Here is a 24,195-nt window from a genome sequence, read left to right as displayed (position 1 = left end):
CGGGCTGAGTGGTGCCGGCCCCGGCTGACAAGGAGCCGGAATCGCACAACCCCGTAAGAAACCAGAAGGAGCCGCCCCATGCACCTCGACCACACCCACGACGGCCCCGCCGCCGTCAGTGCCGATGCTCACCGGCCCGACGGGACTCACCGTGCCCTGCGGATCGGGCTCGGTGGGCCCGTCGGGTCCGGGAAGACCGCTACCGTCGCCGCGCTCTGCCGGACCCTGCGTGACGAGTTCTCCCTCGCTGTCGTCACCAATGACATCTACACCCGTGAGGACGCCGAATTCCTGTTGCGGGAGGCCGTGTTGCCGCCCGAGCGGATCACCGCCGTGGAGACCGGGGCCTGTCCGCACACCGCTATCCGGGACGACATCTCCGCCAACCTCGAAGCCGTCGAGGATCTTGAGGACGAGGTCGGGCCCTTGGATCTCATCCTTGTCGAGTCGGGTGGGGACAATCTCACCGCCACCTTCTCCAAGGGGCTTGTCGACGCGCAGATCTTCGTCATCGACGTTGCCGGTGGGGATGACATTCCGCGCAAGGGCGGGCCGGGAGTGACCACGGCCGATCTGCTCGTCGTCAACAAGACCGACCTCGCGCCCTACGTCGGGTCCGATCTCGGGCGGATGGCCGCCGATGCCAAGGCTCAGCGGGCCGAACTGCCCGTGGTCTTCCAGTCGTTGAGGAGCGAGGCCGGGGTTGCCGACGTCGCCGGCTGGGTGCGGGAGCGGCTTGCCGCGTGGACGGTGTGATGGTGAGCGGGGTGCGGGCCACAGCGCGGATGGTGGCCCGGGAGGACGGGCGCGGCGGTACCGCGCTGCCCGTGCTGGAGGGGGACGGGCCGCTCGCGTTGCGGCGGACCCGGGGGAGTGGAGCCGAGGCTCAGGTCATGCTCGTGGGGGCCATGAGCGGGCCGCTGGGTGGGGATCGCTTCGCTGTTCAAGCGGATGTTGAGCGCGGGGCCCGGTTGCGGGTCGGGTCTGCCGCCGCCACCATCGCGCTGCCCGGGCAGGCCAAGGGGGAGTCTCGGTACGACGTGCGGATCGACGTTGCCGAGGGCGGTGAACTGCACTGGCTGCCCGAGCAGTTGATCTCCGTGCGCGGGAGCGATTTGTACGTCACCACACGCGTCGATCTTGCCGACTCCGCCCGGCTCGTGCTGCGTGAGGAGCAGGTGCTCGGGAGGGTGGGGGAGGAGCCCGGGCGGCTCACCAGCCGGCTCACGCTGAGGATCTCCGGACGGACCGTGCTCGATCAGGAGTTGGCCTGCGGACCCGGGGCGCCGGGCGGGTGGGACGGGCCCGCCGTGCTCGGGGGGCAGCGCGCCGTGGGGCAACTCGTCGTCGTACGGCCGGAGTTCGGGCAGGAGCCGGTTGGCGCGCGGATGCTGGGGGAGTGTGCGAGCCTCGTGCCGCTCGCCGGGCCCGCCGTGCTGGTGAGCGCGATCGCCTCCGACGCGCTGCGGTTGCGGCGGGTGCTGGACGAGGCTCTGGCGTCGCTGGGGTGAGTATCCGCTGAGCGGGACGCACGTTTCCGCTTATCGGATTGGTAAAGAAGGTCAACCGCCTCTGTTCTCAGGGTGCTCACAGCCGCGAGGATCCTCCGAGACCATTTCGCAACGATGTACGGGGAGGGGCCCACTTGAGGCACAACAGACCGAAGAGCCGCGTGATGGCGTTCGGTTCGGCCGGATTCGCTGCGGCGGCGCTGATAGCCGGCGCCGTGGTGGCACCCGCGGCCAACGCGCAGACCAGCCAGACCGCAGGGCACGGGCAGGACCGTGCGGCCGCCCAGGGCGCCGCGCTCGCCGCCGCCCGCGCCGCCAAGGCCGGGATCGACTGGCAGGACTGCCCCACCGACTGGGGATTCGCGAAGCCGGTCCAGTGCGGCTGGGTGACCGTACCGATCGACTACACCAAGCCGAACGGCAAGAAGATCAAGCTCGCCGTCGACCGTGCCGTCAGCACCGGCACCAAGGCGGAGCGCCAGGGCGCGCTCGTCTACAACCCCGGCGGTCCGGGCGGCTCGGGAATGCGCTTCCCGCTCCGGGTCACCACCAAGAACCCGCTGTGGGTCAACACGTCCAAGGCGTACGACTTCGTGGGCTTCGACCCGCGCGGTGTCGGCCACTCGGCGCCCATCTCCTGCATCGACCCGCAGGAGTTCGTGAAGGCGCCCAAGGCGGACCCGGTACCGGACAGCACGGCCGACAAGAACGCGCAGCGCAAGCTGGCCCGTGAGTACGCCGACGGCTGCGCCAAGCGCACCGGCCGCACCATGCTCGCGCAGATGACCACGCCGAACACCGCGCGCGACCTCGACGTCATCCGCGCCGCCCTCGGCGAGAAGAAGCTCAACTACCTGGGTGTCTCCTACGGCACCTACCTCGGCGCCGTCTACGGCACCCTGTTCCCGAGCCACGTGCGCCGCATGATCGTCGACAGCGTCGTCAACCCGGCGCAGGACAACATCTGGTACGAGGCCAACCTGGGCCAGGACGTCGCCTTCGAGGGCCGCTGGAAGGACTGGGAGGACTGGGTCGCGAAGAACGACGCGGCCTTCCACCTCGGCACCACCCGCGCCGCCGTCCAGGCCAAGTGGCTCGAACTGCGCGCCACCGCCAAGAAGAGCCCGCTCGGCGGGGTCGTCGGTCCGGCCGAGCTGCTCGGCTTCTTCCAGGGCGCCCCGTACTACGACTCCTCGTGGGTGCCGGTCGCCACCGCGTTCAGCAAGTACGTCGCCGGTGACCCCCAGCCGCTCATCGACGCGGCCTCGCCCGACATGTCGGACACCGCGGGCAACATCTCCTCGGAGAACGGCAACGCCGTCTACACGGCCGTCGAGTGCACCGACGCCAAGTGGCCCACCAGCTGGGCGAAGTGGGACAAGGACAACACGGCGCTCAACAAGCAGTATCCGTTCCTGACCTGGTCCAACGCCTGGATGAACCTGCCGTGCGCCACGTGGCCGGTCAAGCAGCAGTCCCCGGTCAAGGTCAAGACCGGCAAGGGTCTGCCGCCCGTCCTCATCGTGCAGTCCCAGCGCGACGCCGCCACGCCGTACGAGGGCGCGGTCGTCCTGCACAAGAGCTTCAAGGGCTCACGGCTCATCACCGAGAAGGACGCCGGTTCGCACGGCGTGACCGGTCTGGTCAACCCCTGCATCAACTCCCGTGTCGACAACTACCTGTTGACCGGCAAGCTCGACGCCGCCGACTTCACGTGCACCCCGCACGCGACGCCGGTGCCGTAAGCAGTAGTTGAACGTGACGAGGGGCGGCCGGTTCTGAACCGGCCGCCCCTTTGTCACTTCGCCGGCCAGGCGTCCTCGGCCGCGTAGTCGAAGAGGTCGCCGTACGCCTGGAACATCTTCGGGTACGCCTCGCGCCAGTCACGTCCGGCCAGTTGCCCCTCGATCCAGGTGACGGTCTCCGGCAGCGTCTCCGCGTACCGGGCGACCGGGCGGTAGCCCAACTCCCGTTCGGCGGCGGACATGTCGCACACCACCGGCACGGGCACCGACCACGGTGTGTCCCCCACGGTGGGCGCGGGAGGGGGCCCGTCGACCAGCACGCTCTCCGCCTCGATCCCCATCACCGCGTCGATGGCCGCGGCGATCTCCGCCACCGTCGGCGCGTCCGGATCGACGGCGTTGAGCACCCTTGAACCCGGCCGGGAGGCGGCCAGCCGGATCAACTCCGCGATGTTGTGGACGCCGGCCGGGTGGAAACGGCTCTGTCCGCCGAACGAGAGGACGCGCCGACGACGGCCGTCCAGGTTGCGCTTGACGAAGTAGAGCTCGCGCGGAGTCCGGCAGTACGGCCCGTGGATCGCGCCCGGCCGCAGCACGGTGACCGGCAACCGGCCCTCGGCGGCGAGGAGTTCGTGCTCCAGGGCGGCCTTGCGCGTGCTGTACGTGGACTCGCCCGGGCGCACGGTCGGCTGCTTCTCCGTGAGGGGTACCGGGTACTCGGGGAAGCCGTCCGGCTGGTCCTGCGTGTCGAAGCCGCGGCCCCGGTCGTCCTCGTAGACGGAGACACTGGAGACGACCACGGCCGAGCCGATGCGGTCGGCCAGGGCGGTCAACTGCCGTCCGTGGCGGGCCCCGTAGGCCACCAGGTCGACCAACACATCACAACCGTCGCCGACCAGCGCGGCGAGCGCGAGGTCGTCCTCGCGGTCGAGCCGTACCGTCCGTACGTCGTCCGGCCAGGCCGGGTCACGGGTGCCGCCGCGCGACGCGGCCGTCACCTCCCACCCGTCCCGCACGAGGGCGTGCACCGCGGGACGCCCGATCTGACCGCCCGCTCCGATCACCACAGCACGTTTCATGCGACGACCGTACGGTCGCCGATCGTGTCGTGGCCTGGAGATCTGCCCAGGGCAGAGCTCAACTCAGCGGCAGCCGGGGGAACTTGCGCTCCTTCGCCGCGGCCGCCTGCTCCGCCTTCGCGACGGCCGCGTACTGGTCGACGTACTCCTGCTCGGAGAGCTTGAGGATCGCGTACATGATCTCGTCGGTGATGGCGCGCAGGATCGCCTTCTCGTTCTCCATGCCGGCGTAGCGGGAGAAGTCGAGGGGCTTGCCGAAGCGGATCGTCACGGGGTGGATCTTGGGGATGACCTTGCCGGGCGGCTGGGCCTCGAAGGTGCCGATCATCGCGCACGGGATGACGGGGACCTGGGCCTTGAGGGCCATGACCGCCACGCCGACCTTGCCCTTGTAGAGGCGGCCGTCGTGGGAGCGCGTGCCCTCGGGGTAGATGCCGAGGAGTTCGTCCTTGCTCAGGACGCCGAGGCCCTCGCGGATCGCTGCCTGGCCCGCCTCCTTGCCGGAGCGGTCGACCGGGATCTGGCCCGCGCTGCGGAAGAAGGTCGCGGTGAGGCGGCCGCGTATGCCGGGGCCGGTGAAGTACTCGGCCTTGGCGAGGAAGGTGATGCGGCGCTTGAGGACCGCCGGCATCAGGAAGTGGTCGGCGAACGAGAGGTGGTTGCCGGCGATGATCGCCGGGCCCTCCTCCGGTATGTGGTCCAGGCCCTCGATCCGGGGGCGGAAGACCAGTCTGAGCAAAGGACCCAGAATGACGTATTTCAGGAGGTAGTAGAACAAGGGGGGGTCGCTCCTCACTCCGGCGGGTCGGCTCGACCGACCTGTTCTCGCAGGTCACCCGGTACCTCGTGAGCTGTCAGTGTAGGGGCAGGCGCCGTTCGGTGGAACCGGGGCGATCAGACCGCCGCGGACACGACCGAGGGCGGCGAGGAGATCGTCCTCGCCGCCCTCGGTAAAGGCCAACCGGCCCCGGTTCACGGTGACTTACAGGGCCGCGCTCCGCGTCCTGCGGCGGTACACGGCGAACGCCGTGGTCGCTCCGACCGCCGTGAGCAGACCGGCGCCGATCGCGACCGGCAGAGCCGTGGAGGAGTCGGTGCTGGCGGCGACGTTCTGCGCCTTCAGGTCCTGGACGTACGCCGGGTACGGGGCCTTAGTGGCCGTCGACGACGTCTGCGTGTAGTGCGGGATCCGCTTGACCGACTTCACCGAGCCGTTCGCGTTCAGCAGCACCTGCTTGTTGTTCGGGTGCCGGAAGTCGAACATGTTGGCCAGGCTGCCCGCCCGCTGGTCGAAGGACGCGTCACCGATCCGGCCGGTGTGCCAGTTGTCCTCGATGAACTGCGTGATCGACGCCTGCTCGGTGGCCGTGTGGTCGATCTTGTTGACCTTGCTGTACGGCGAGATGACCAGCAGCGGCTGCCGGGTGCCGGGACCGCAGCGGTCCGCGTAACCGCCCTTGGCGGCCGGACCCGCCTGGCAGGCCGGGCTGTCCGTGGCCTTGCCGTTGGAGCCGACTGTCGAGTCCTTCGAGCCGTTCAGGACCTTCGAGGAGACGTGGTCGTACCAGCCGTCGGAGTCGTCGTAGGCGAGCACGACCGCCGTCGACTTCCACTCCGGCGACTTCTGAAGAGCGTTGATCTCCTTGATCAGGAAGTTCTGCTCGTCGGTCGGGTCCGAGTAACCGGCGTGCCCGTCCTGGTACTCGGCCGCCTTCAGGAAGCTCACCGCGGGAAGGTTGTCGGCCTTCAGCGCGGCGTCGAAGTCGGTCAGGTCGTAGTTGTGGTTCGCGCGGCCGTTGTGGCCGATCTCGGCGACCGACTTCGGCGCCAAGTGGTGCGGGTTCGCGGTCGACTTGTAGTACTCGAACGGCTCGTGGTGCGCGCTGTAGTCCTCGGACGCGGCGCCGCCGACATTGGTGTGGGTGGTGCCGGCGCACTTGGCGTAGTCACCGCTCTTGCCGTCCCACGCGGTGCTGGGCCGGAAGCCGCCCTGGAACCAACCCCAGCTCACGTTCTTGGAGTTGAGCAGGTCGCCGATGTTCTTGCCCTGCATCTCCGCGAGCGCGCTGGTCGAGGTGTGGTCCTTGTCCGAGCAGTCGTCGAAGGCCGGGTCGGGGTCGTTGATGACCGTGCCGACACCCTTGGCGTTCGGGGAGACCACGGCGTACGAGTCCGGGGTCGTCGTCTGCTTCGGGTTCTCGGTGCCGGAGGCCGGGTCGGTGGAGATCACGCCGTGCGTCTGACCCGATATCAGGTTCAGGGCGCCGGGCGTCGAGGGGCCGAAGTTGGAGCTGAACGAGCGGTCGTTGAGGGCGTACTGCTGGGCGTAGTTCCACATGCCCGTGACGGTGTTGCCGTCGTAGTAGTCCATCACCAGACCGGGCTCACCGAAGAGGCCGGTGCACTTGTTGACCTCGGTGTTCTCGACGTACTTGTCGGCCTTGCCGCCGTCGGCCGCGTACTGCTCGGGGCCGTAGGAGTGGTTCTGGTCGCAGGTCATCGCCTGCGAACTGCTCAGCCGCGTGGGCGTGTAGAGGTTCGGGTTCTTCTTCAGCAGCCCGGCGTTGAGCAGGTTGTCGGCCTTCGGCGTGTGCGCCGCGGCCTTGAACTTGGTGCCGTCGGTGTTCGCGGCCTGGGGGTAGGTGGCGAAGTAGTGGTCGAACGAGATGTTCTCGTCGTAGATCACGACCACGTGCTTGATCGGCGTCGCCGTGTGGGTGCCGCCCGAGGGCTGGTGGCCGTTCGAGGCCGCCGACGCGGGGACCACCCCGCCCGCGGTGGCCAGGGCCGCTGCGCCGAGCAGGGCGCCCACCCGCGTCAACCGGCGCCGTGCACCGGGGTTACTTCCTTTGCCGATCATGCTGTCTCGCCTTCCGGGAGCAGTGGTTCTGCTGCCACACCGTCCATGGCCGTGGCACCTACCGCCGTAGCCTGGGCAATGGTGACGGCGGGGCGGGGGAGCGGCAATGACGCGGGAGCGAACGCCCGGTCAGGAATTTCTCATGGTCTGTTGGCCTGCTCTTGACCCTGCTCTCAGGCGGGCGGTATCTCAGGTCAGCAGGGAGCGGCCCAGCCAGTCGGAGGCGTCCCGCACGCCGGGCAGCGCGAAGAAGTACCCGCCGCCGTACGGCGAGATGTAGTCGACCAGCGGTTCACCGGCCAGCCGCTTCTGCACGTTCTCGAACTGCCGGGCCAGGTCCTGCTGGTAGCAGCAGAACAGCAGCCCCATGTCGAGGTTGCCGTTGCTGTCCATGCCCCGGTCGTAGTTGTAGCCCCGGCGCAGGATGCGCTGGTCGGCGCTCTGCGTGGAGCGCGGGTTGGCGAGCCGGATGTGGCTGTCGAGCGGGATCACATCGCCCTGCGGGTCCTGCGCGAAGTTGGGCGAGTCCTTCTCGTGGTGCCCGTCCAGCGGGGCGCCGGTGTCCCGGGCGCGGCCGAACATCCGCTCCTGCTCGGTGATGGAGACCCGGTCCCAGAACTCCACCAACATCCGTATCAGCCGTACGACTTGATAGCTGCCGCCGGTCGCCCAGTCGGGCTCGCCGCCGCTACTGCCCACCCACACAAGGTCGTTCATCGCGCGGGCGTCGGTCACCTCGGGGTTGGAGATGCCGTCCTTGAAGCCCATGTGGTTGCGCGGGGTGCCCGAGGGACGCGGCGGACTGATGAACCCGTCCGTCCGCCACCGCACTTGGAGCCCGCCGCGCGTGTGCCGGGTGACATCGCGCAGCGCGTGCAGCACGGTGTCCGAGCTGTCCGCGCAGAACTGCACGCTCACATCGCCGTGGCACCAGGCGGAGTTGAGATCGTCGTCGGGGAACGACGGCATCGCGGTCAGCCGGCGCGGCGTGAGCTTCGCGAGCCCGTAGCGGTCGTCGAAGAGCGAAGCGCCGACGCCGACGGTGACGCTCAGCCGGTCGGCGGGGAGGTCCGGGCCGAGGGTGCCGGAGTCGGAGGGCGGGGCGGTGATGCCGAGGTCCTCCGGGCTGCCGCCGGTGGTGAGGAAACGCGCGCGCTCGGTCAACGTCCGTAGGAGCTCGGTGAGTTCGGACCGGTCGGCGGCTGTCGTGTCGAAGGAGACGAACGCGGTGGCGCGCTGGGCGGGGGTGATGATCCCGGCCTGATGGAGGCCGTGGAAAGGCACGCTGGCGGCGGCCGGCTCCGTTGTCGCGGCTGCGGCGGCACCGCGATCGGCGGCCACAAGACCCGCACCGGCCACGGCTGCCGCACTCGCCAGGAATCCCCGGCGGCCCACCTCGTTCACGCGCTTCACGCGGTCCTCCGTACGTCCGTGAGGGCGGCCACGTCGGCCAGCCGCTCGACCAGTCCACCGAGGTCGGCGTTGACCTTCTCCCGCTGCGGACGGGTGAGTTGAGCCAAGGGCGTCCACTTCCCGGAGTGGTCGAGGCCGTCCAGGGTGTGCTGGGCGCGGTCCATCCAGGTGCCGAGTTCGGCGAAATCGGCGTCCCGGGTCTTCAACAGCGGCTGCAGATACCCGAGTAGTACGCGCGTGCCGTCGAGGTTGGCGCGGGCAGTGGCCAGATTTGTCCCGCTGCCGTAGTCGGTGCGCCCGGTCAGCTCGAACTGCACGGTGTTCTCCAGGATCTCGTGCGCCCGCAGCCCGGTGTCGGCCGGATCCATCCGCTGGGAGGGCCAGCTGCTCTCCAACGCGTGGACATCCTTGGCGAGTTGGTCGGCGGGACCGCGCAGCCCGCTCGCCGACTCGCCGTGCCAGAGCCCGTACTCGACCCGGTGGAACCCGGTGAACCCGGCGTCGTGCACTCCGCCCGCGAGCCCCGCTGTGGTGCCGTTGATCGCTCCGTCGGAGTCGCCGAAGGTGCCGTAGGCGGCGCCCATCCGCTCGTAGACGAGATGCGCGGGCAGCCAGGCCTTACGGGCGGCGGCGAGGTCACCCCGGTCGACGGCGGCACGCAACACAGCGGTCTTCTGGGCGAGTTCGACGGTCCGGCCCTGAATCCACTTCTGATAGGCGAGCGTCGGCGGGATGAGTTCCTGCTGCGTGATGGGTACGGCGGCGGGCCCGCTCTTCACCTTCGAGCCGGTGATGCGGACGGTGGGCCCGGTCACGGCGTCGGCGTCGTCGGGCAGACACTTGAAGGCGTACGACCCGTTCCCGAGGGTGACTCCGAGCGGCCGCACGGTCCCCGGCGCCAGTCCCTCGACCTCGCCGTAGACGGCACCGGTCTTCACGTCGGTGAGATAGACCTCGGCTGCGGTACTGGACGTGTTGTGCAGCTCGAAGACTTGATGCCCGGCCTGCGGATGCGTCCAGCCGCTCCCGCACCCGGCGGTCGCGACCTCGACGGTGGTGTGCGGGAGGCCGTCGGCAGCGGCGGCCGGCTGTGCGCTCGACCCCGACCCCCGGGCCGCCAGCACACCCGCCCCCACGGCCGCCACGGCGACCAGGGCACCGGCCGCGAGCAGCACGGTGCGGCGGCGGGCGGCAGGGTTCGGCGAGGGCGGTGCCGGATCCGGGGCGGCTGTCGGACCGGGTTCGGCGTCGGCTTCGGCGCCGCGCGCGATGTCGGGCACGCCGGGCCTCCAGGGAGTCGTACGAAAGGTGGCGGTGCCAGCGATCTTATGAGGGCGCTACGACCCCCACCGCGTTCCTTGACCCTGTTCTGACCGGAGGGCGGGCGAGAATTCGCCCGGGGTTCACCGGACGGTCCATGATCGCCACGGTGCGCTGCGCCGGCGTACACGGTGGGCTACGGCTGGGCTGGGGGCCCTGTGCGTTGGGTCGAGGCCGAAGACCAGTAGGTTCGCGTGGTCGAGGGCGGGACCGAGCCGGAGGGGTGCGGATGAAGGATGGCCAGGTCACGATCAGGCTCACGCGTGACGAGGCGCTGGTGCTGTCGCACTGGCTGGAGAGGCTTCAGATGACCGACCTCAGGCGCGTTGTCGACGATCCGGCGGTCTGGGCGCCGATCCATCGCATCGCCGGAACGCTCGACACGGCACTTCCTGAGCTCTTCGCCGCCGACTACGACCAGCGACTTGAGGCCGCTCGACAGCGACTTCGACCGGAGGACTGATGTCGAGCGTGGGTGGTGTCGGCCCGGGCGCGATAGTGGCCGGGGAGCATGAGACCGTCTGACGGTGTCGGAGATGACGAGTGGACTGGAGGCGGCCTTGGCCGGGGCCTCGTCCCCTTCGTGGTCGCGACGTGCGCGTGCCGGGTGTGACCTCGCCCGCTTCGCCGATGTTCCCGAGGCTGCGGACGCGTTGGTGAGGTTGCTGCTGGACGCCGAGGACTCGGCGGTGACCCGGCGCACGGCGGAGGCGCTGGCCCGGGTGGGGACGGTGGCTGCGGCACGACTCATCGCTCTGGCGGATGCCGAGGCCGACGACAGCCAGGCCGACTGGATACAGACCGGGGTGCGGGACGCGCTCGCGGCAATGGACGGTGGGCCGGAGGGCGCGGCGGACTGACACGACCCGGCAGCCGACCGGAGTCGATCAGGAACCGCCGTTCCCGTATCGGTCCGGACGGGTGGCGCCACCGCCGTCCGGGAACAACCCGGCCCCCTACGGCGCTGCTCCTGATACCTCGCCGGGTACTCAGGGAAGGGTCGTGGAGGAGATGAATCGGTCAGGGCAGGAGCCGCTCCCGCCGTCAGGTGAAGCACCGTTGGTGACCACCTGCGGCCGACAGGTCGCGGTAAAGCGACTGCTGTTGGCGATCCCGGAACGGCCGATCTCCCGGGTCACATTGGACGTAGGCCCCGTAGTACGCGGCGAACCCGGACTCTGGGCCTCCCTCACCGTCGCCGAGGCCCGCGACCTGGCCCGCCGCCTCCTCACCCAGGCGGCCCTAGCGGACACGGGCGCTGGCGCCGGTACCGGTACCGGTACTCCTGCGGAGCAGAGCGCGGCGGGCAAGTAGCCGTTGCCGACCGGGAGTTGCGGGCATCTGCTCCCGGCCGGGAGTTACACGGGTCTTCACGGGCCTGGCCGCACCGAACTCGGTGCTCCGGGCCAGTGCCGGCATTCCTGCGGAGCGGAGTACGGCGGGCGCAAGTAGCCGTTCTTGAACGGGAGTTGCGCGGATCTGCACGGCCCGGCTGGACCGGTCTCGGTGCGAAGCCGGTCCAGTACCCGCACTCCCGCGGAGCGAAGGGCAGCGTGGCAGCAAGCAAGTAGCCCCCGCCAAGCAGGAGTTACGCCCACCCCGCGAGTGTGGCTGGACCGACCCCACGCCCGATCCAGCCACGCCCCTCACCTCACGTCACCTCACACCTCACGCCCCTCGCGTCAGCACCTTCTCCAACGCACCGATTGCCGACCGGAGTTCATCCGCCGTAATCGTCAGCGGCGGCGCAAGCCGGATCGTCGAGCCGTGGGTGTCCTTGGCCAGCACGCCCTCGCGCATGAGGCGTTCGCTGATTTCGCGTCCCGTGCCGATCGCCGGGTCGACGTCGACGCCCGCCCACAGGCCCCGCGCGCGGAAACCGACGACACCCTTGCCGACCAGCTCGGTCAGGCCGTCCCGCAACACAACACCCAACTCCGTTGCCCTGCGCTGGAATTCACCGGTCTCCAGCAGCTCGACGACCGCCGTGCCGACCGCCGCGGCGAGTGGGTTGCCGCCGAACGTCGAGCCGTGCTCGCCCGGGTGCAGTACCCCGAGCACCTCTCGGCGTGCGACGACCGCGGACACCGGCACGATGCCGCCGCCCAGTGCCTTGCCGAGCAGCAACACGTCCGGGACGACACCCTCGTGGTCCACCGCCAGCGTGCGGCCCGTGCGGCCGAGGCCCGACTGGATCTCGTCCGCGATGAACAAGCAGCCCTTGCGGGTGGTGAGTTCACGCACACCGGCCAGATAGCCGGCGTCCGGGATGATGACTCCGGCCTCGCCCTGGATCGGTTCGATCAGGACCGCCGCCGTCGTCTCGTCGACCGCCGCCTCCAGCGCCGCGAGGTCGTTGTACGGCACGATCCGGAAGCCGGGAGTGAAGGGACCGAAGCCCGCCCGCGCCGTCTCGTCCGTGGAGAAGCTGACGATCGTCGTCGTACGGCCGTGGAAGTTCTCCGCCGCGACGACGATCGTAGCCCGGTCGGCCGGGACGCCCTTCACGTCGTAGGCCCATTTGCGGGCCACCTTGATGCCGCTCTCGACCGCCTCCGCGCCGGTGTTCATCGGCAGCACCATGTCGAGGCCGGTCAACTCCGCGAGCCGCTCGGCGAATTCGGCGAGCCGGTCGTTGTGGAAGGCGCGGGAGGTGAGCGTCAGTTGGTCGAGCTGGCGGTGGGCCGCCTCGATCAACGCGGGGTGGCGGTGACCGAAGTTGAGGGCCGAGTAGCCCGCGAGCATGTCGAGGTAGCGGCGGCCCTCGACGTCCTCCACCCAGGTGCCCTCCGCGCGGGCGACCACCACGGGCAGCGGGTGGTAGTTGTGCGCGAGGACCGGCTCCTCGGCGCTGATGAGGTCGGCGGACGTACGGGCACTGGCGGGAGCGGTCATGAGCGGATCTCCTGGGTGCAGCACTTGATGCCGCCGCCGGCCTTGTGGAACTCCGACAGGTCGACGGGGACGGGGAGGTAACCGTGGTCGGCGAGACGCGCGGCGAGCGCCTCGGACCGGGGGGAGATGAAGACATGACGGCCGTCGGACACTGAGTTGAGGCCGAACGTCATCGCGTCCTCCCGGGTCGCGAGCACCGCGTCCGGGTACAGCCGCGCGAGCACCTCGCGGCTGCCCGGCGAGAACGCCTCCGGGTAGTACGCGATGTTGTCGTCGTCGAGCACGAACAGCGCCGTGTCGAGGTGGTAGAAGTACGGGTCGATCAGCGTCAGGCTGATCACCGGCACGCCGAAGAACTCCTGCACCTCGCGATGGGCCTCGCGGGTCGTACGGAAACCGGTGCCGGCCAGGACGTAACGGCCGGTCGGGATCAGGTCGCCCTCGCCCTCGCTGACCGACTCGGGGCGGTAGACGTCGTAGCCCGCCGCCTTGAACCACGTGTCGTAGTGCACGGACTCGGGGCGCCGCTCGGGTGCGTGGAACAGGGAGCCGAAGACGCGGCCCTCGACCACGACCGCGGAGTTCGCGGCGAAGACCATGTCCGGGAGGCCGGGGACCGGGGGCACGGTGTCCACGGTGTGGCCGTGGGCACGGTAGGTGTCGATCAGCGTCGTCCACTGCTCATGGGCGAGATCGACGTCCACCTGGGCATCGGGATGCATCCAGGGGTTGATCGCGTACTGCACGGCGAAGTGTCTGGGTTCGCAGACGAGAAAGCGCCGCCGGCGCCGCACACGGGTGTCGGGCACAGAGGGGTCCCTCCGCTTCCTGTGATGACGACTGGGGTTGACACCACGGTAGAAAGAGACCAATACGCGCGACAAGCGATGAAGGCTGCGTGTCTGCGCAGGAATGCTGCGTCTTTGACGGGGTCAACGCACGTCTGATGCGCTCCCCGGCGCCGGATGGGTGGCGCCCGCCTCCGGGCTTTCCGGGAGGAGGTGGGACAGCACCATCACACTGATCGTCTTCCGGATGAACGGCTCCTGCCGGATGCGCTCCAGGACCTCCTCGAAGTGGTCCACATCCGTCGCCCGTACGTGCAGCAGCGCGTCCGCCCCGCCGGTCACCGTCATCGCCGCGGTGATCTCCGGATGGTTGCGCACCACCTCCGCGAGCCGCCTGGGGGGCGCGGCGCCCTCGCAGTACACCTCCACGTACGCCTCCGTGCGCCAGCCGAGCGCGGACGGCTGCACGGTCGCCGTGAACCCGGTGATCACACCCGTCTCCCGCAGCCGGTCCACGCGCCGCTTCACCGCCGTCGCGGACAGCCCGATCGCCGCGCCGATCTCGGCGAAGCTCGTCCTGGCGTTCGCCATCAACGCGGTGATGATCTTCCGGTCGAGATCGTCGAACGGAGTGGTCCTGCTGTTCATGTCGGCACTGTATCCAGCGCGAACGTCCACGCCCGGTACATGTCCAGCCGTACGAATTACTCCTACACTCCACCTTCATGCTGCGCGCCCTCGCCGTCGACGACGAACGCCCCTCACTGGAGGAGTTGCTGTACCTGCTCAACGCCGATCCACGCATCGGCAGCGCGGAGGGCGCGGGCGACGCGACCGAGGCGCTGCGCCGTATCAACAGGGCTCTGGAATCGGGCCCGGACGGTCCCGAGGCGATCGATGTCGTGTTCCTCGACATTCAGATGCCCGGGCTCGACGGGCTCGACATGGCACGGCTGTTGACGGGTTTCGCGAAGCCGCCGCTCGTCGTGTTCGTCACCGCGCACGAGGACTTCGCCGTACAGGCCTTTGATCTCAAGGCAGTTGACTACGTGCTGAAACCCGTCCGCAAGGAACGGCTCGCGGAGGCGGTGCGCCGGGCGGCCGAACTCGGCGCCGCCGCACCGCGGATACCCGTGCACGAACCCGACCCCGACCACATCGCCGTCGAACTCGGCGGTGTCACACGGTTCGTGGCCGTCGACGACATCACCCACGTCGAGGCACAGGGCGACTACGCCCGCCTGCACACCGACCGGGGCAGCCACCTCGTCCGCATCCCGGTGTCCACCCTGGAGGACCGCTGGCGCTCCCGCGGCTTCGTCCGCATCCACCGCCGTCACCTCGTCGCCCTGCGCCACATCGGCGAACTCCGCCTGGACGCGGGGACGGTGAGCGTTCTCGTGGGCGGCGAGGAACTCCAGGTCAGTCGCCGCCACACCCGCGAACTGCGCGACCTGCTGATGCGGAGGTCCTGACGATGCCTCAGGACCCCAGCGAACGCAGAGTAGTTGTCACCGGCCCACCCCGCCGCACCCGCCGCGCCTCCGGCTATTCCCGCCCCCGCACCGAGATCGACGAACAGACCACCCTCGGCCACACCTACGTCCGGTCCCTCATGCGCACCCAACTCCGCGCCGCCCTCACGGTGTTCGCGGTCCTCGTGCTCCTCGTCGGCCCCCTGCCCCTGGTCTTCGCGGCGACCCCGGACTCCCACCGCCTCGAATGGCTGATCCTCGGCTTCTGCCTCTACGCCCCGCTCGTCCTCCTCGCCCTCTGGTACGTGCGCCGCGCCGAACGCAACGAACGCGACTTCGTCCGCCTCGTCGAGGACCGCTGAGCCGGGTGAACTCCAGTTACGCGGTACCGGCGGTCGCCCTCGTCGTCGTGGCGACGGTCCTCGTCGGCGCCTTCGGCCTGCGCATTTCCCGCACGACCTCCGACTTCTACGTCGCCTCCCGCACCGTCGGCCCCCGTCTCAACGCGGCCGCCATCAGCGGCGAATACCTGTCCGCGGCCTCGTTCCTGGGCATCGCCGGACTGGTCCTCGTCCAGGGCCCCGACATGCTCTGGTACCCGGTCGGCTACACCGCCGGATACCTGGTCCTGCTGCTGTTCGTCGCCGCCCCACTGCGCCGCTCCGGCGCCTACACCCTCCCCGACTTCGCCGAGGCCCGCCTCGCCTCGCACGCCGTACGACGCCTGGCGGGAGCCTTCGTCGTCGGCGTCGGCTGGCTGTACCTGCTGCCACAACTCCAGGGCGCGGGACTCACGTTGACCGTCCTCACGGGTGCTCCGGATTCGCTGGGCGGCCTGATCGTCGCAGTCGTGGTCGTCGCCACCGTCGCGGCCGGCGGTATGCGCAGCATCACCTTCGTCCAGGCCTTCCAGTACTGGCTGAAGCTCACCGCGCTGCTCGTCCCCGCCCTCTTCCTGGTCCTCGCCTGGCAGAGCGACGGAGCACCCCGGCACGCCTTCGAGGAACCGGCAACATTCCGCGAACAACGGGCAGTTCGGGTCGACGAGACACTCGACCTCAGACTCGACCGCCCCCTCACGGTCACGGTGACCGGCAAGGTCGACGGCCACACACACGACGCCGCGAAGCTCCAACTCCCCACCGGCACCCACCACATCGAGCGCGGCACCCGCCTCACCTTCGCCAAGGGCGCCCCCGTCCCCGTAGCCGATCGAGGCACCAACGGCGGCATGTCCACCTCCCTCGCCGCCAGCCGCGAGGAACGCCCGTTGTACGCGACGTACGGCCTCATCCTCGCCACCTTCCTCGGCACCATGGGCCTACCGCACGTGGTCGTCCGCTTCTACACGAGCCCGCACGGCGTCGCCGCCCGCCGCACCACGGTCGCCGTCCTCGGCCTGATCGGCGCCTTCTACCTCCTCCCGCCCGTCTACGGCGCCCTCGGCCGCCTGTACACCCCCGAACTGACCATCACCGGCGACGCCGACGCGGCCGTCCTCCTGCTGCCCGACCGCATGATCGGCGGCGTCGGCGGCGATCTGCTCGGCGCGCTGGTGGCGGGCGGCGCCTTCGCCGCGTTCCTGTCCACCGCGTCGGGACTCACCATGGCGGTGGCCGGCGTCCTCACCCAGGACGTCCTCCCGTCGCGCGGGGTACGGCACTTCAGGCTCGGCACGGTCCTCGCCATGGCCGTACCGCTGGTCGCGAGCGTGGTCGTCGGCGGGCTGCCCGTGGCCGACGCCGTGGGGCTCGCGTTCGCCGTATCGGCGTCCTCCTTCTGCCCGTTGCTGGTCCTCGGCATCTGGTGGACGCGGCTCACCCCGCCCGGCGCGGCGGCCGGGATGCTGGTGGGCGGCGGGTCGGCGTTCGTCGCCGTCGCCGCGACGATGGCGGGTTTCCCCGGCACCGGCCCCCTGCATGCCCTGCTCGCCTGGCCCGCGCTCTGGTCGGTGCCGCTGGGGTTCCTCACCATGGTGCTGGTGTCCCTGGCCACGCCGGGCCGGGTGCCGACGGGAACGGCGGCGATCCTGGCGCGGTTCCATCTGCCGGAGGAGCTGCGGGCGGAGGTGAAGGCGTGAGGACACCCACGGGCGGTCCCTGCATCACCGCGAACGGCTCGCCCAACTCCCCGTCGCCCAACGTCCTACCGCCCAACTCCCTTACGGAGGTGGCCGCATGAGCGGATTCCTGGCCGGCCTCTGCGTCGCCGTACTCCCGCTGCTCGCCGCCGGTTTCTGGCTCGGCCGCCGCACCGCACGCCCCGAGAACCTCGGCGGACTCGGCACCCCCGTCGAGCACGCCACCTTCCAGACCCTGCACACCGCGTCCCTCGCCGCGCCCCCGCTCCGCGCCGGCCTCACCGAGGAGACGGCCCGCCGCTCGGCCCGCAGACTGCGCACACTGCTCGGCACCGATGCCCTGTGCCTGACCGACCAGAAGCAGGTCCTCGCCTGGGACGGCGTCGGCGACCATCACCGGGCCGAGATCATGGAACGGCTCGCGGGCCCGCTGGAGACCGGCCGCGGTGAGGCGTTCCGGCTCACCTGCGACGCCCCCGACTGCCCGTTGCGCTGGGCGGTGGTCGCCCCGCTCACCGTCGACGACCGGGTCCACGGAGCGCTGGTCGCCTGCGCACCGCGTGAGTCTGCCGTCCTTGTCCGAGCCGCCGGAGAGGTCGCGCGCTGGGTCTCCGTCCAGTTGGAGTTGGCAGACTTGGACCAGTCCCGCACCCGCCTGATCGAGGCCGAGATCAAGGCACTTCGGGCCCAGATCTCCCCGCACTTCATCTTCAACTCGCTCGCGGTGATCGCGTCCTTCGTCCGCACCGACCCCGAACGCGCCCGCGAACTGCTCCTGGAATTCGCCGACTTCACCCGCTACTCGTTCCGCAGGCACGGCGACTTCACCACCCTCGCCGACGAACTCCACGCCATCGACCACTACTTGGCGCTGGTCCGGGCCCGCTTCGGCGAGCGCCTCTCGGTCACCTTGCAGATCGCCCCCGAGGTACTCCCGGTAGCGCTCCCGTTCCTCTGCCTCCAGCCGCTCGTCGAGAACGCCGTGAAGCATGGCCTGGAGGGCAAGGCCGACAAGAGCCGCATCAGCATCACGGCGCAGGACGCGGGCGCCGAGGCACTCGTCGTCATCGAGGACGACGGCGCCGGCATGGACCCCGACCTGCTGCGCCGCATCCTCGCGGGCGAGGTCAGCCCCTCGGGCGGCATCGGCCTGTCCAACGTGGACGACCGGCTCCGCCAGGTCTACGGCGACGACTACGGCCTCGTCATCGAGACCGCCGTAGGAGCGGGCATGAAGATCACCGCCCGGCTGCCGAAGTACCAGCCGGGCGTGCACTCGGCGAGCCGGCGGAGTGAGCCGTAGCGGGCGTCAGGTGCTGCGCGTGGCCACCATCCCGAGGGTGATCAGCCCGAGCACGACCCAGCCGAACCACAGCCAGCCGTTACTCCCGAGCGCCACCGTGTAGGCCGTCACCACCACCAGACCGCCGACGGTGATCACCCCCATGGTCTTCGTGGAACCGGGCATCGCAACACCCTCCTCATGGTCCGTCCCCCTCCATGGTGCCCCCGTTCTGCCTCCGAACGGCGCACACGACGAAATGTGTGCCCGACTTCCACGGCCCCTGACTCGTCCAGGAGGCCGCCTCGTACACCGACGGATCGAAGCCGTAGTCGGCCGGCGGGACGTCCCGGGCACACGCCGCGTCCGACTCCGTACGCGCCTGGGCCAGCGTGACGCCCGCGCCCAACCGGGTGAACCCGATCACCACCTGGTCGTGCTTGCCGGTGCAGGAGACCAGGCTCGCGGCCCGGTCCGAGGGCACGTCCAGACAGTCCCGCTTCTGCATGGTCGACGTATCGGCGAACGCCGACCCGAGGGCGCGACGGTTGCCGAGCGGCCCGTAGACCGGCCCGTGCGCGCCCAGCACCAGACAGGCGGTGCGATGTCCGGCGGCCTCGAAACCATCGTCGGACGGTACGACCGCGAGCGCCCGCACGTCCGCGAGCTTCTCCCGCATCTCCTGCGTCCGCTGCGCACACCGGTCGGCCCCGACCTTGCGCGCCTCGCCCGCGGACGCGGTGGACACGAACGCCATCACCTGACCGTCGGGCACCGAGTTCCGGCAGGTGGCGTCGACCGCGAGCCGGGGCGTCCCATGGAAGAGCTTCCCGCCGGGCCAGTCGGCGGTGACGCAGTCGCCGTCCTTGAGCGGAGCGGCGAGCCCGACGGTACTGCCGTACGGCGGGCTGTCCTTGCTCGTGTCCGTGTGGTCGCCGGGCGGCTGATGGGCCACGGCGTACCAGACGCCGCCCAGGGCGAGGGCGAGCCCGAGCAGCCCCGCGAGGACGGCCTGGCGGAAACGGGGACGGGTGCGGCGGCGCCGACCGGTGGGGGAGGACGCGGGAGCAGGCGGCCCCGCCGCGACAGGCACCGCCTGCCCCTCCCAGGGTGACGGCGAGCCCAGGTCGGTCTGGGTCCGCGCGTACGCCTCCGCCTCCGTCTGCGGCGTCACGATCCGCGACAGCTCCGCCTCGGCCTCCGCCGCCGGAATCCGCCGTAGCGGATCCTTCTCCAGCATCGCGTGGAGCACCGGGGCCAGCGCGCCCGCGCGGACCGGGGGCAGCGGGTCCTCCATGACCACGGCGGTGATCTCCGCGAGCGGGGTCTCGCGCACGAACGGGCCGTGGCCCTCGACCGCGTGGTACAGCGTGCAGCCCAGCGAGAACAGGTCGGCCGCGGCCGTCGGCGGCCCGCCCGTGGCCCGCTCCGGCGCCAGATAACCCGCCGTACCGACGAGCACGGACGTCAGCGTGTACCGCGTCTCCCCGGCGTCCGGCTGCACCGAGATGCCGTAGTCGGTGAGCAGGACACGGGCATACGGCGAACCGGTGCGGTCCGGCGCGAGCAGGATGTTCGCCGGTTTCACGTCCCGGTGCATCACGCCCCGCTGGTGTCCTGCGGTCAGCGCGTCGAGTACGGCGAGCCCGATGCGGGCGCACTCCGCGGGGGCCAACGAGCCGTACCGGCCGACCAGTTCACGCAGATCGACGGCGTCCGCCACGTACTCCATGACGATCCACGGCAGCCCCTCGTGCTCCAGCACGTCGTGCACGGTCACCACATGCGGATGACCGCGCAGCCCCGCCGCGTTCCGCGCCTCGGCCCGGGCGCGCGCGACCCGGGCCTCCCGCTCGGCGTCGGCGGAGGCGGGGTTGCTGAACACGATCTCCTTGAGCGCGACTTCACAGGCCAGCCGCTGGTCGTGCGCGAGCCACACATGCCCCATCCCGCCACTGCCCAGCCGGTTCAGCAGCAGATAGCGGCCGGCGATGACCCGGCCCACTCCCGAGGTGGGCGATCCCTGTGGCATCCGGACTCCTCCTTCCGGGACCGCGTCACGTCTCGGTCGTGGTGGCGGTGACGGTGGCGGCGGTGGACGTGCCGGTCACCGGGCCACTGGTGACCGGGGCGCTGCTCGTGACGGAGGCACTGGCGGTCACGGGAGCACTCGTCACGGGTGCGCTGCTGGTGACCGGTGCGTGTGTCGAGGGCGGGTCGGTCACCAGCGAGGGCGAACGGGTCGTAGGCGAACTGCTCGACGGTGGTGGGTCGGACGGTGTGGATGACGGCGGCGACGATGACGGCGGCGGTGACGAGGACGTGGGCGGCGCCGGAGGGGACGTCGAGGGCGGTGCCGTGGACGTCGGCGGACGCAGGGTCGGCCCGGAGGACGTCGGACCCGGGGGAGTGGGCGTGGGAGTGGGCGTGGCGCCCCCGCTCGTCCCGTCGGCCACGCTCAGCATCACGTACTCCCCGAACCGCAGCTCGGTCCCGGCCGGTGGATCGCTCGCGGTGACCCGCGCGTCGTCGGCCGGCGACGCGCTCCCGCCGTACCCGACGGCCAGACCACTGCTCACCAGCAGCCGCCGCGCCTCCCCGAACGTCGTCCCCGCGAGGTCGGGCACGGCGTGCTGCTGCCGGGTGTCGAAGGTGGCGTCGTGCTTGCCCGTCGTACCGACCGGACGCGTGATCCCGCGGTCCGGATCGCCGACGTCGACGAGGACGAGCCGCTCCATGTCCCGGGGCGCCGGACGCACGGCCACGACCGAGGACGCGTCATATCCGTGCCACTTCTTGTTGCCGTCCCCGAACTTGACGGAAATCCGGCTCGCGTCGCCCTTGAAGGGGCGCAGTGGATTTCCGCACGAGCACTTCGCGGCGGGTTCTCCCTGCTCGTCGACGAGAATCGCGATTCCCGACTGGAGAAGGGAGTTGTAGGGCGTGGCCTTTCCCTTTTTGTAGTCGTGATTCTCTACGAGAGTGTCGTGACGCAGGAGTACGGGTGTGAGCCGGTCCAGATAGGCCGGTATCTGATCCGTGGTGATACCCAGCACGCCCGACCAGGCAACGGCCTTCTGATGATTCGCGGGATCGGTCAGGAACCTCTTGAGTTTCGCCACGTCACAGATGGTCGGCTTCTTGGTGCCCCCGTACAGCCCAGGAGTATCCCCCTGCTGCAAACTGCCCTGCACGGGCATCGAACGCACCTCGGCGTCGTGCCCCAGTCCCTGTTTCTCGTCGAAGAAAGGCGCGAGCGACGGAACTCCGGCGGCGACGGCCTTCACGGCGAACGTATGTGCGCCCCCGCTGCATCCGTTCAGTCCGCTCACGACCAGGACACCGACGAGCAGTACGGCGATCCTGCGGACGATCGAAATTCCGTTCCTTTGCACAACAGCGCGAAATGTCATTACCGCTCCCCCCGGTGGCGGTTCCCCCATCGCGCTTTATGCTACTGAACGAAATTCCCGTTCAGTTGCTGCATGTGTTCAATTGCTTCGTGTGTTCAATGAGGCCAAATAGGCGTTGTACGCCTCAAGTTCCTTGTCGCCGTCCCGGTCGGCGGCCCGGTCCTGCCGCTTGGCCTGCCGCTGCTCGGAGCTGTACCACTGGAACAGCAGGGCGATCAGCACCAGCACCGACGGGACCTCGCTGAACGCCCAGGCGATACCGCCGGCCGCGTTCTGATCGGACAGTGCGTCGATGCCGAGCGAGGCGGGCGGGTTCTTGAACGTCTCGACCATCGGTTCCGACGCCATCATCAACGCGATACCGAAGAACGCGTGGAACGGCATCCCCGCGAACAACTCCAGCATCCGCATCAGATAGCCGGGCCGGCTCGGCCCCGGGTCCACGCCCATGATCGGCCAGAAGAACACCACACCCACGGCGAGGAAGTGCACCATCATCGCGATGTGCCCGGTCTTCGACCCCATCAGGAAATCGAAGATCGGCGTGAAGTACAGCGCGTAAAGGCTCGCGATGAACAGCGGAATCGTGAACGCGGGATGCGTGATGACCTTCATGTACCGGCTGTGCAGAAACATCAACAGCAACTCACGGGGCCCCTTGCGCCCCCGAGCCGCCGGCGGCAACGCCCGCAACGCCAGAGTCACCGGAGCACCGAGCAACAACAGAATCGGCGACAACATGCTGATCACCATGTGCTGCACCATGTGCACGCTAAACATGACCATGCCGTAGTCGTTGAGCTTGGTGCACATCACCAACCCGACGGTCAGCACACCGATGACGTAGGAAATGGTCCGCCCCACAGGCCACGAGTCCCCCCGCCGCCGAAGCCGCACGACCCCCCACCCGTACAGCCCGATTCCGAGGAGGCAGGCGGTCAGGAAGAACGGGTCGGCCGACCACTCAAGCCCGCGCGCAAAGGTAAACGGCGGCAGATCCATGGTCATACCGTGCCCGCCGTGATCCATCGAACGGCTCCTGATTCGTGGGGGTTGTGCAAGTCTGTCCGCACCAGACTAGAACTGTCCCCACCCGAGCTTGTGACCGGGGCCAGCGCAACCCACCCAGGGGCGCGGGGCTGTGACATTTGCGGCTCCGCCGCGTGGGCGCGACCAGCCCCAACGCGCCCGCACCCAACGAATCACCTAGAAGACGCTCAGAGCACGCACTCAGCCTCTTCATACCGATCAGCAGGCACGGTCTTCAGCGTCTCCACCGCATTGGCCAACGACACCATCACAATGTCCGTCCCCTGAAGCGCGGTCATCTTCCCGAACTCCCCCCGATGCGCAGCCTCCACCGCATGCCACCCAAACCGAGTGGCCAGCACCCGGTCATACGCGGTAGGCGTACCCCCACGCTGCACATGCCCAAGAATCACCGGCCGCGCTTCCTTACCGAGCCGCTCCTCCAGCTCGATGGACAGCTGCCGAGCGATCCCCGCGAAGCGCTCGTGACCGTAGACATCCTTCTTGCCCTCGTCGAAGTCCATGGACCCGGCCCGCGGCTTGGCCCCCTCCGCGGCGACGACAATCGCGAACCGCTTACCCGCCTCGAAGCGTTCGCCGACGCGAGCCGCCAACTCCTCGATGTCGAAAGGCCGTTCAGGTACGACGATGGCGTGCGCACCGGCCGCCATGCCGGAGTGGAGCGCTATCCACCCGGTGTGCCGGCCCATGACCTCCACGACGAGCACGCGCTGGTGGGACTCGGCGGTCGTCTTGAGCCGGTCGAGCGCTTCGGTCGCGACACCGACCGCCGTGTCGAAGCCGAAGGTGACATCAGTGACGGCGATGTCGTTGTCGATGGTCTTGGGGACGCCGACGACCGGGAGCCCGGCGTCGTACATCAGCTTGGCCGCCTTGAGCGTGCCCTCGCCGCCGATCGGGATGATCGCGTCGAGGCCGAGCTCCTCGACATGGCCCTTGGCCCGCTCGACGCCGTCCCGGAGCTGGGAGGGCTGGACGCGGGAGGAGCCGAGAATGGTGCCGCCGCGAGCGAGGATGCCGCTCACCGCGTCGAGGTCGAGCTTGAGGTAGTCGCACTCCAGGAGGCCCTTCCAGCCGTCCCGGAAGCCGATGACCTCGTCGCCGTGGTCCACGACGGCGCGGTGCACGACGGACCGGATGACGGCGTTCAGGCCGGGGCAGTCGCCGCCGGACGTGAGGACACCAATGCGCATAGCCCGAGGAACCTTCTCAACGTGGGCCGAAACCGGACCACGTTGTCCGGTACGAACCCCGCCACCCTAACGGCAGGAGGGGGCGGGGTCG

The 24,195-nt window shown here is 69.8% G+C and carries 23 protein-coding genes; 10 read left to right on the top strand and 13 right to left on the bottom strand.

Annotation, left to right across the window (positions count from 1 at the left end; translation table 11 throughout):
- The first annotated feature begins 78 nt into the window (after positions 1-78).
- The 3 genes from ureG (at position 79) to ACIBK4_RS25700 (ending at position 3,256) form a co-directional block, all read left to right on the top strand.
- On the top strand, positions 79-756 hold the full coding sequence (ureG, locus tag ACIBK4_RS25710; protein ID WP_398997902.1) for an urease accessory protein UreG: 678 nt from the start codon (positions 79-81) through the stop codon (positions 754-756).
- Positions 756-1,511, top strand: coding sequence for an urease accessory protein UreD (locus tag ACIBK4_RS25705; RefSeq protein WP_398998285.1), 756 nt, complete (start codon positions 756-758; stop codon positions 1,509-1,511). Before ureG ends, ACIBK4_RS25705 begins: the two co-directional genes overlap by 1 nt.
- Before the next feature lie 164 nt (positions 1,512-1,675).
- Positions 1,676-3,256 (top strand): alpha/beta hydrolase, encoded by a 1,581-nt coding sequence (locus tag ACIBK4_RS25700; RefSeq protein ID WP_398998283.1) that lies wholly within the window; start codon positions 1,676-1,678, stop codon positions 3,254-3,256.
- A 53-nt stretch (positions 3,257-3,309) separates the two neighbouring features.
- On the opposite strand, the gene ACIBK4_RS25695 is transcribed toward ACIBK4_RS25700, so the two are convergent.
- From ACIBK4_RS25695 to ACIBK4_RS25675, 5 genes are all read right to left on the bottom strand, one after another.
- Complete coding sequence (locus ACIBK4_RS25695; RefSeq protein ID WP_398998281.1) at positions 3,310-4,323, bottom strand: NAD-dependent epimerase/dehydratase family protein; 1,014 nt, start codon at positions 4,321-4,323, stop codon at positions 3,310-3,312.
- A 70-nt stretch (positions 4,324-4,393) separates the two neighbouring features.
- Positions 4,394-5,113 (bottom strand): lysophospholipid acyltransferase family protein, encoded by a 720-nt coding sequence (locus tag ACIBK4_RS25690; RefSeq protein WP_398997900.1) that lies wholly within the window; start codon positions 5,111-5,113, stop codon positions 4,394-4,396.
- A gap of 204 nt (positions 5,114-5,317) precedes the next feature.
- A complete protein-coding gene (locus ACIBK4_RS25685) occupies positions 5,318-7,195 on the bottom strand; it encodes a phospholipase C (RefSeq protein ID WP_398997898.1) in 1,878 nt (625 codons plus the stop codon).
- Between the two features lie 189 nt (positions 7,196-7,384).
- Entirely contained in the window at positions 7,385-8,608 is a 1,224-nt protein-coding gene (efeB, locus tag ACIBK4_RS25680; RefSeq protein ID WP_398997896.1) for an iron uptake transporter deferrochelatase/peroxidase subunit, read from the bottom strand.
- On the bottom strand, positions 8,605-9,888 hold the full coding sequence (locus tag ACIBK4_RS25675) for an EfeM/EfeO family lipoprotein (RefSeq protein WP_398997894.1): 1,284 nt from the start codon (positions 9,886-9,888) through the stop codon (positions 8,605-8,607). Before ACIBK4_RS25675 ends, efeB begins: the two co-directional genes overlap by 4 nt.
- A 269-nt stretch (positions 9,889-10,157) precedes the next feature.
- Here ACIBK4_RS25675 and ACIBK4_RS25670 point away from each other — a divergent pair, with 269 nt between their 5' ends.
- From ACIBK4_RS25670 to ACIBK4_RS25660, 3 genes are all read left to right on the top strand, one after another.
- Positions 10,158-10,391: a hypothetical protein gene (locus ACIBK4_RS25670; protein WP_398997892.1), complete on the top strand. Its 234-nt coding sequence runs from the start codon at positions 10,158-10,160 to the stop codon at positions 10,389-10,391.
- A gap of 73 nt (positions 10,392-10,464) precedes the next feature.
- Positions 10,465-10,788: a HEAT repeat domain-containing protein gene (locus tag ACIBK4_RS25665; RefSeq protein WP_398997890.1), complete on the top strand. Its 324-nt coding sequence runs from the start codon at positions 10,465-10,467 to the stop codon at positions 10,786-10,788.
- 202 nt (positions 10,789-10,990) lie between these two features.
- Positions 10,991-11,242: a hypothetical protein gene (locus ACIBK4_RS25660; RefSeq protein ID WP_398997888.1), complete on the top strand. Its 252-nt coding sequence runs from the start codon at positions 10,991-10,993 to the stop codon at positions 11,240-11,242.
- Positions 11,243-11,596: 354 nt separating this feature from the next.
- Here the strand turns inward: ACIBK4_RS25660 and rocD are convergent, their stop codons facing one another.
- From rocD to ACIBK4_RS25645, 3 genes are all read right to left on the bottom strand, one after another.
- Entirely contained in the window at positions 11,597-12,823 is a 1,227-nt protein-coding gene (gene rocD / locus ACIBK4_RS25655; protein WP_398997886.1) for an ornithine--oxo-acid transaminase, read from the bottom strand.
- A complete protein-coding gene (gene ddaH, locus ACIBK4_RS25650; RefSeq protein WP_398997883.1) occupies positions 12,820-13,632 on the bottom strand; it encodes a dimethylargininase in 813 nt (270 codons plus the stop codon). Before ddaH ends, rocD begins: the two co-directional genes overlap by 4 nt.
- Before the next feature lie 123 nt (positions 13,633-13,755).
- A complete protein-coding gene (locus ACIBK4_RS25645) occupies positions 13,756-14,259 on the bottom strand; it encodes an Lrp/AsnC family transcriptional regulator (RefSeq protein ID WP_398997880.1) in 504 nt (167 codons plus the stop codon).
- 77 nt (positions 14,260-14,336) lie between these two features.
- On the opposite strand from ACIBK4_RS25645, the gene ACIBK4_RS25640 reads away from it, so the two are divergent.
- The 4 genes from ACIBK4_RS25640 to ACIBK4_RS25625 all read left to right on the top strand — a co-directional run bounded on the left by ACIBK4_RS25640 (position 14,337) and on the right by ACIBK4_RS25625 (position 18,469).
- The gene (locus ACIBK4_RS25640; RefSeq protein WP_366428837.1) at positions 14,337-15,086 is read left to right on the top strand and encodes a DNA-binding response regulator; all 750 of its coding nucleotides are present in this window, start codon (positions 14,337-14,339) and stop codon (positions 15,084-15,086) included.
- Between the two features lie 2 nt (positions 15,087-15,088).
- Positions 15,089-15,448, top strand: coding sequence for a hypothetical protein (locus ACIBK4_RS25635; protein ID WP_033278249.1), 360 nt, complete (start codon positions 15,089-15,091; stop codon positions 15,446-15,448).
- Between the two features lie 5 nt (positions 15,449-15,453).
- A complete protein-coding gene (locus ACIBK4_RS25630) occupies positions 15,454-17,166 on the top strand; it encodes a cation acetate symporter (protein WP_398997878.1) in 1,713 nt (570 codons plus the stop codon).
- A 97-nt stretch (positions 17,167-17,263) separates the two neighbouring features.
- Positions 17,264-18,469: a histidine kinase gene (locus ACIBK4_RS25625; protein ID WP_366428839.1), complete on the top strand. Its 1,206-nt coding sequence runs from the start codon at positions 17,264-17,266 to the stop codon at positions 18,467-18,469.
- 6 nt (positions 18,470-18,475) lie between these two features.
- Here ACIBK4_RS25625 and ACIBK4_RS25620 read toward each other — a convergent pair whose 3' ends face one another.
- The 5 genes from ACIBK4_RS25620 to ACIBK4_RS25600 form a co-directional block, all read right to left on the bottom strand.
- The gene (locus tag ACIBK4_RS25620) at positions 18,476-18,634 is read right to left on the bottom strand and encodes a hypothetical protein (RefSeq protein ID WP_019070924.1); all 159 of its coding nucleotides are present in this window, start codon (positions 18,632-18,634) and stop codon (positions 18,476-18,478) included.
- Between the two features lie 13 nt (positions 18,635-18,647).
- Positions 18,648-20,480, bottom strand: coding sequence for a septum formation family protein (locus ACIBK4_RS25615; RefSeq protein ID WP_398997875.1), 1,833 nt, complete (start codon positions 20,478-20,480; stop codon positions 18,648-18,650).
- A gap of 25 nt (positions 20,481-20,505) precedes the next feature.
- Positions 20,506-21,861 (bottom strand): DUF6777 domain-containing protein, encoded by a 1,356-nt coding sequence (locus ACIBK4_RS25610; protein ID WP_398997873.1) that lies wholly within the window; start codon positions 21,859-21,861, stop codon positions 20,506-20,508.
- A gap of 78 nt (positions 21,862-21,939) precedes the next feature.
- Positions 21,940-22,890 carry a cytochrome c oxidase assembly protein gene (locus ACIBK4_RS25605; RefSeq protein ID WP_398997871.1) on the bottom strand — a complete coding sequence of 317 codons (951 nt, stop codon included), beginning with the start codon at positions 22,888-22,890 and terminating at the stop codon, positions 21,940-21,942.
- 188 nt (positions 22,891-23,078) lie between these two features.
- Positions 23,079-24,104, bottom strand: coding sequence for a 6-phosphofructokinase (locus ACIBK4_RS25600; RefSeq protein ID WP_398997869.1), 1,026 nt, complete (start codon positions 24,102-24,104; stop codon positions 23,079-23,081).
- Positions 24,105-24,195: the final 91 nt, after the last annotated feature.

Origin of the sequence: Streptomyces sp. NPDC050528 (assembly GCF_044457795.1) — a bacterium.
Lineage (GTDB): Bacteria > Actinomycetota > Actinomycetes > Streptomycetales > Streptomycetaceae > Streptomyces.
This window is presented reverse-complemented; position numbering and strand designations above follow the sequence as displayed.

What these genes read in the sequence shown, in the direction of transcription:
- ACIBK4_RS25605 (WP_398997871.1), bottom strand. Translation starts at nt 22,890, where the DNA reads ATGGATCACGGCGGGCACGGTATGACCATGGATCTGCCGCCGTTTACC.
- ACIBK4_RS25635 (WP_033278249.1), top strand. Translation starts at nt 15,089, where the DNA reads ATGCCTCAGGACCCCAGCGAACGCAGAGTAGTTGTCACCGGCCCACCC.
- ACIBK4_RS25620 (WP_019070924.1), bottom strand. Translation starts at nt 18,634, where the DNA reads ATGCCCGGTTCCACGAAGACCATGGGGGTGATCACCGTCGGCGGTCTG.
- ACIBK4_RS25610 (WP_398997873.1), bottom strand. Translation starts at nt 21,861, where the DNA reads ATGACATTTCGCGCTGTTGTGCAAAGGAACGGAATTTCGATCGTCCGC.
- ureG (WP_398997902.1), top strand. Translation starts at nt 79, where the DNA reads ATGCACCTCGACCACACCCACGACGGCCCCGCCGCCGTCAGTGCCGAT.
- ACIBK4_RS25615 (WP_398997875.1), bottom strand. Translation starts at nt 20,480, where the DNA reads ATGCCACAGGGATCGCCCACCTCGGGAGTGGGCCGGGTCATCGCCGGC.
- rocD (WP_398997886.1), bottom strand. Translation starts at nt 12,823, where the DNA reads ATGACCGCTCCCGCCAGTGCCCGTACGTCCGCCGACCTCATCAGCGCC.
- ACIBK4_RS25665 (WP_398997890.1), top strand. Translation starts at nt 10,465, where the DNA reads ATGACGAGTGGACTGGAGGCGGCCTTGGCCGGGGCCTCGTCCCCTTCG.
- ACIBK4_RS25670 (WP_398997892.1), top strand. Translation starts at nt 10,158, where the DNA reads ATGAAGGATGGCCAGGTCACGATCAGGCTCACGCGTGACGAGGCGCTG.
- ACIBK4_RS25685 (WP_398997898.1), bottom strand. Translation starts at nt 7,195, where the DNA reads ATGATCGGCAAAGGAAGTAACCCCGGTGCACGGCGCCGGTTGACGCGG.
- ACIBK4_RS25625 (WP_366428839.1), top strand. Translation starts at nt 17,264, where the DNA reads ATGAGCGGATTCCTGGCCGGCCTCTGCGTCGCCGTACTCCCGCTGCTC.
- ACIBK4_RS25600 (WP_398997869.1), bottom strand. Translation starts at nt 24,104, where the DNA reads ATGCGCATTGGTGTCCTCACGTCCGGCGGCGACTGCCCCGGCCTGAAC.
- ACIBK4_RS25645 (WP_398997880.1), bottom strand. Translation starts at nt 14,259, where the DNA reads ATGAACAGCAGGACCACTCCGTTCGACGATCTCGACCGGAAGATCATC.
- ACIBK4_RS25700 (WP_398998283.1), top strand. Translation starts at nt 1,676, where the DNA reads ATGGCGTTCGGTTCGGCCGGATTCGCTGCGGCGGCGCTGATAGCCGGC.
- ACIBK4_RS25705 (WP_398998285.1), top strand. Translation starts at nt 756, where the DNA reads ATGGTGAGCGGGGTGCGGGCCACAGCGCGGATGGTGGCCCGGGAGGAC.
- ACIBK4_RS25640 (WP_366428837.1), top strand. Translation starts at nt 14,337, where the DNA reads ATGCTGCGCGCCCTCGCCGTCGACGACGAACGCCCCTCACTGGAGGAG.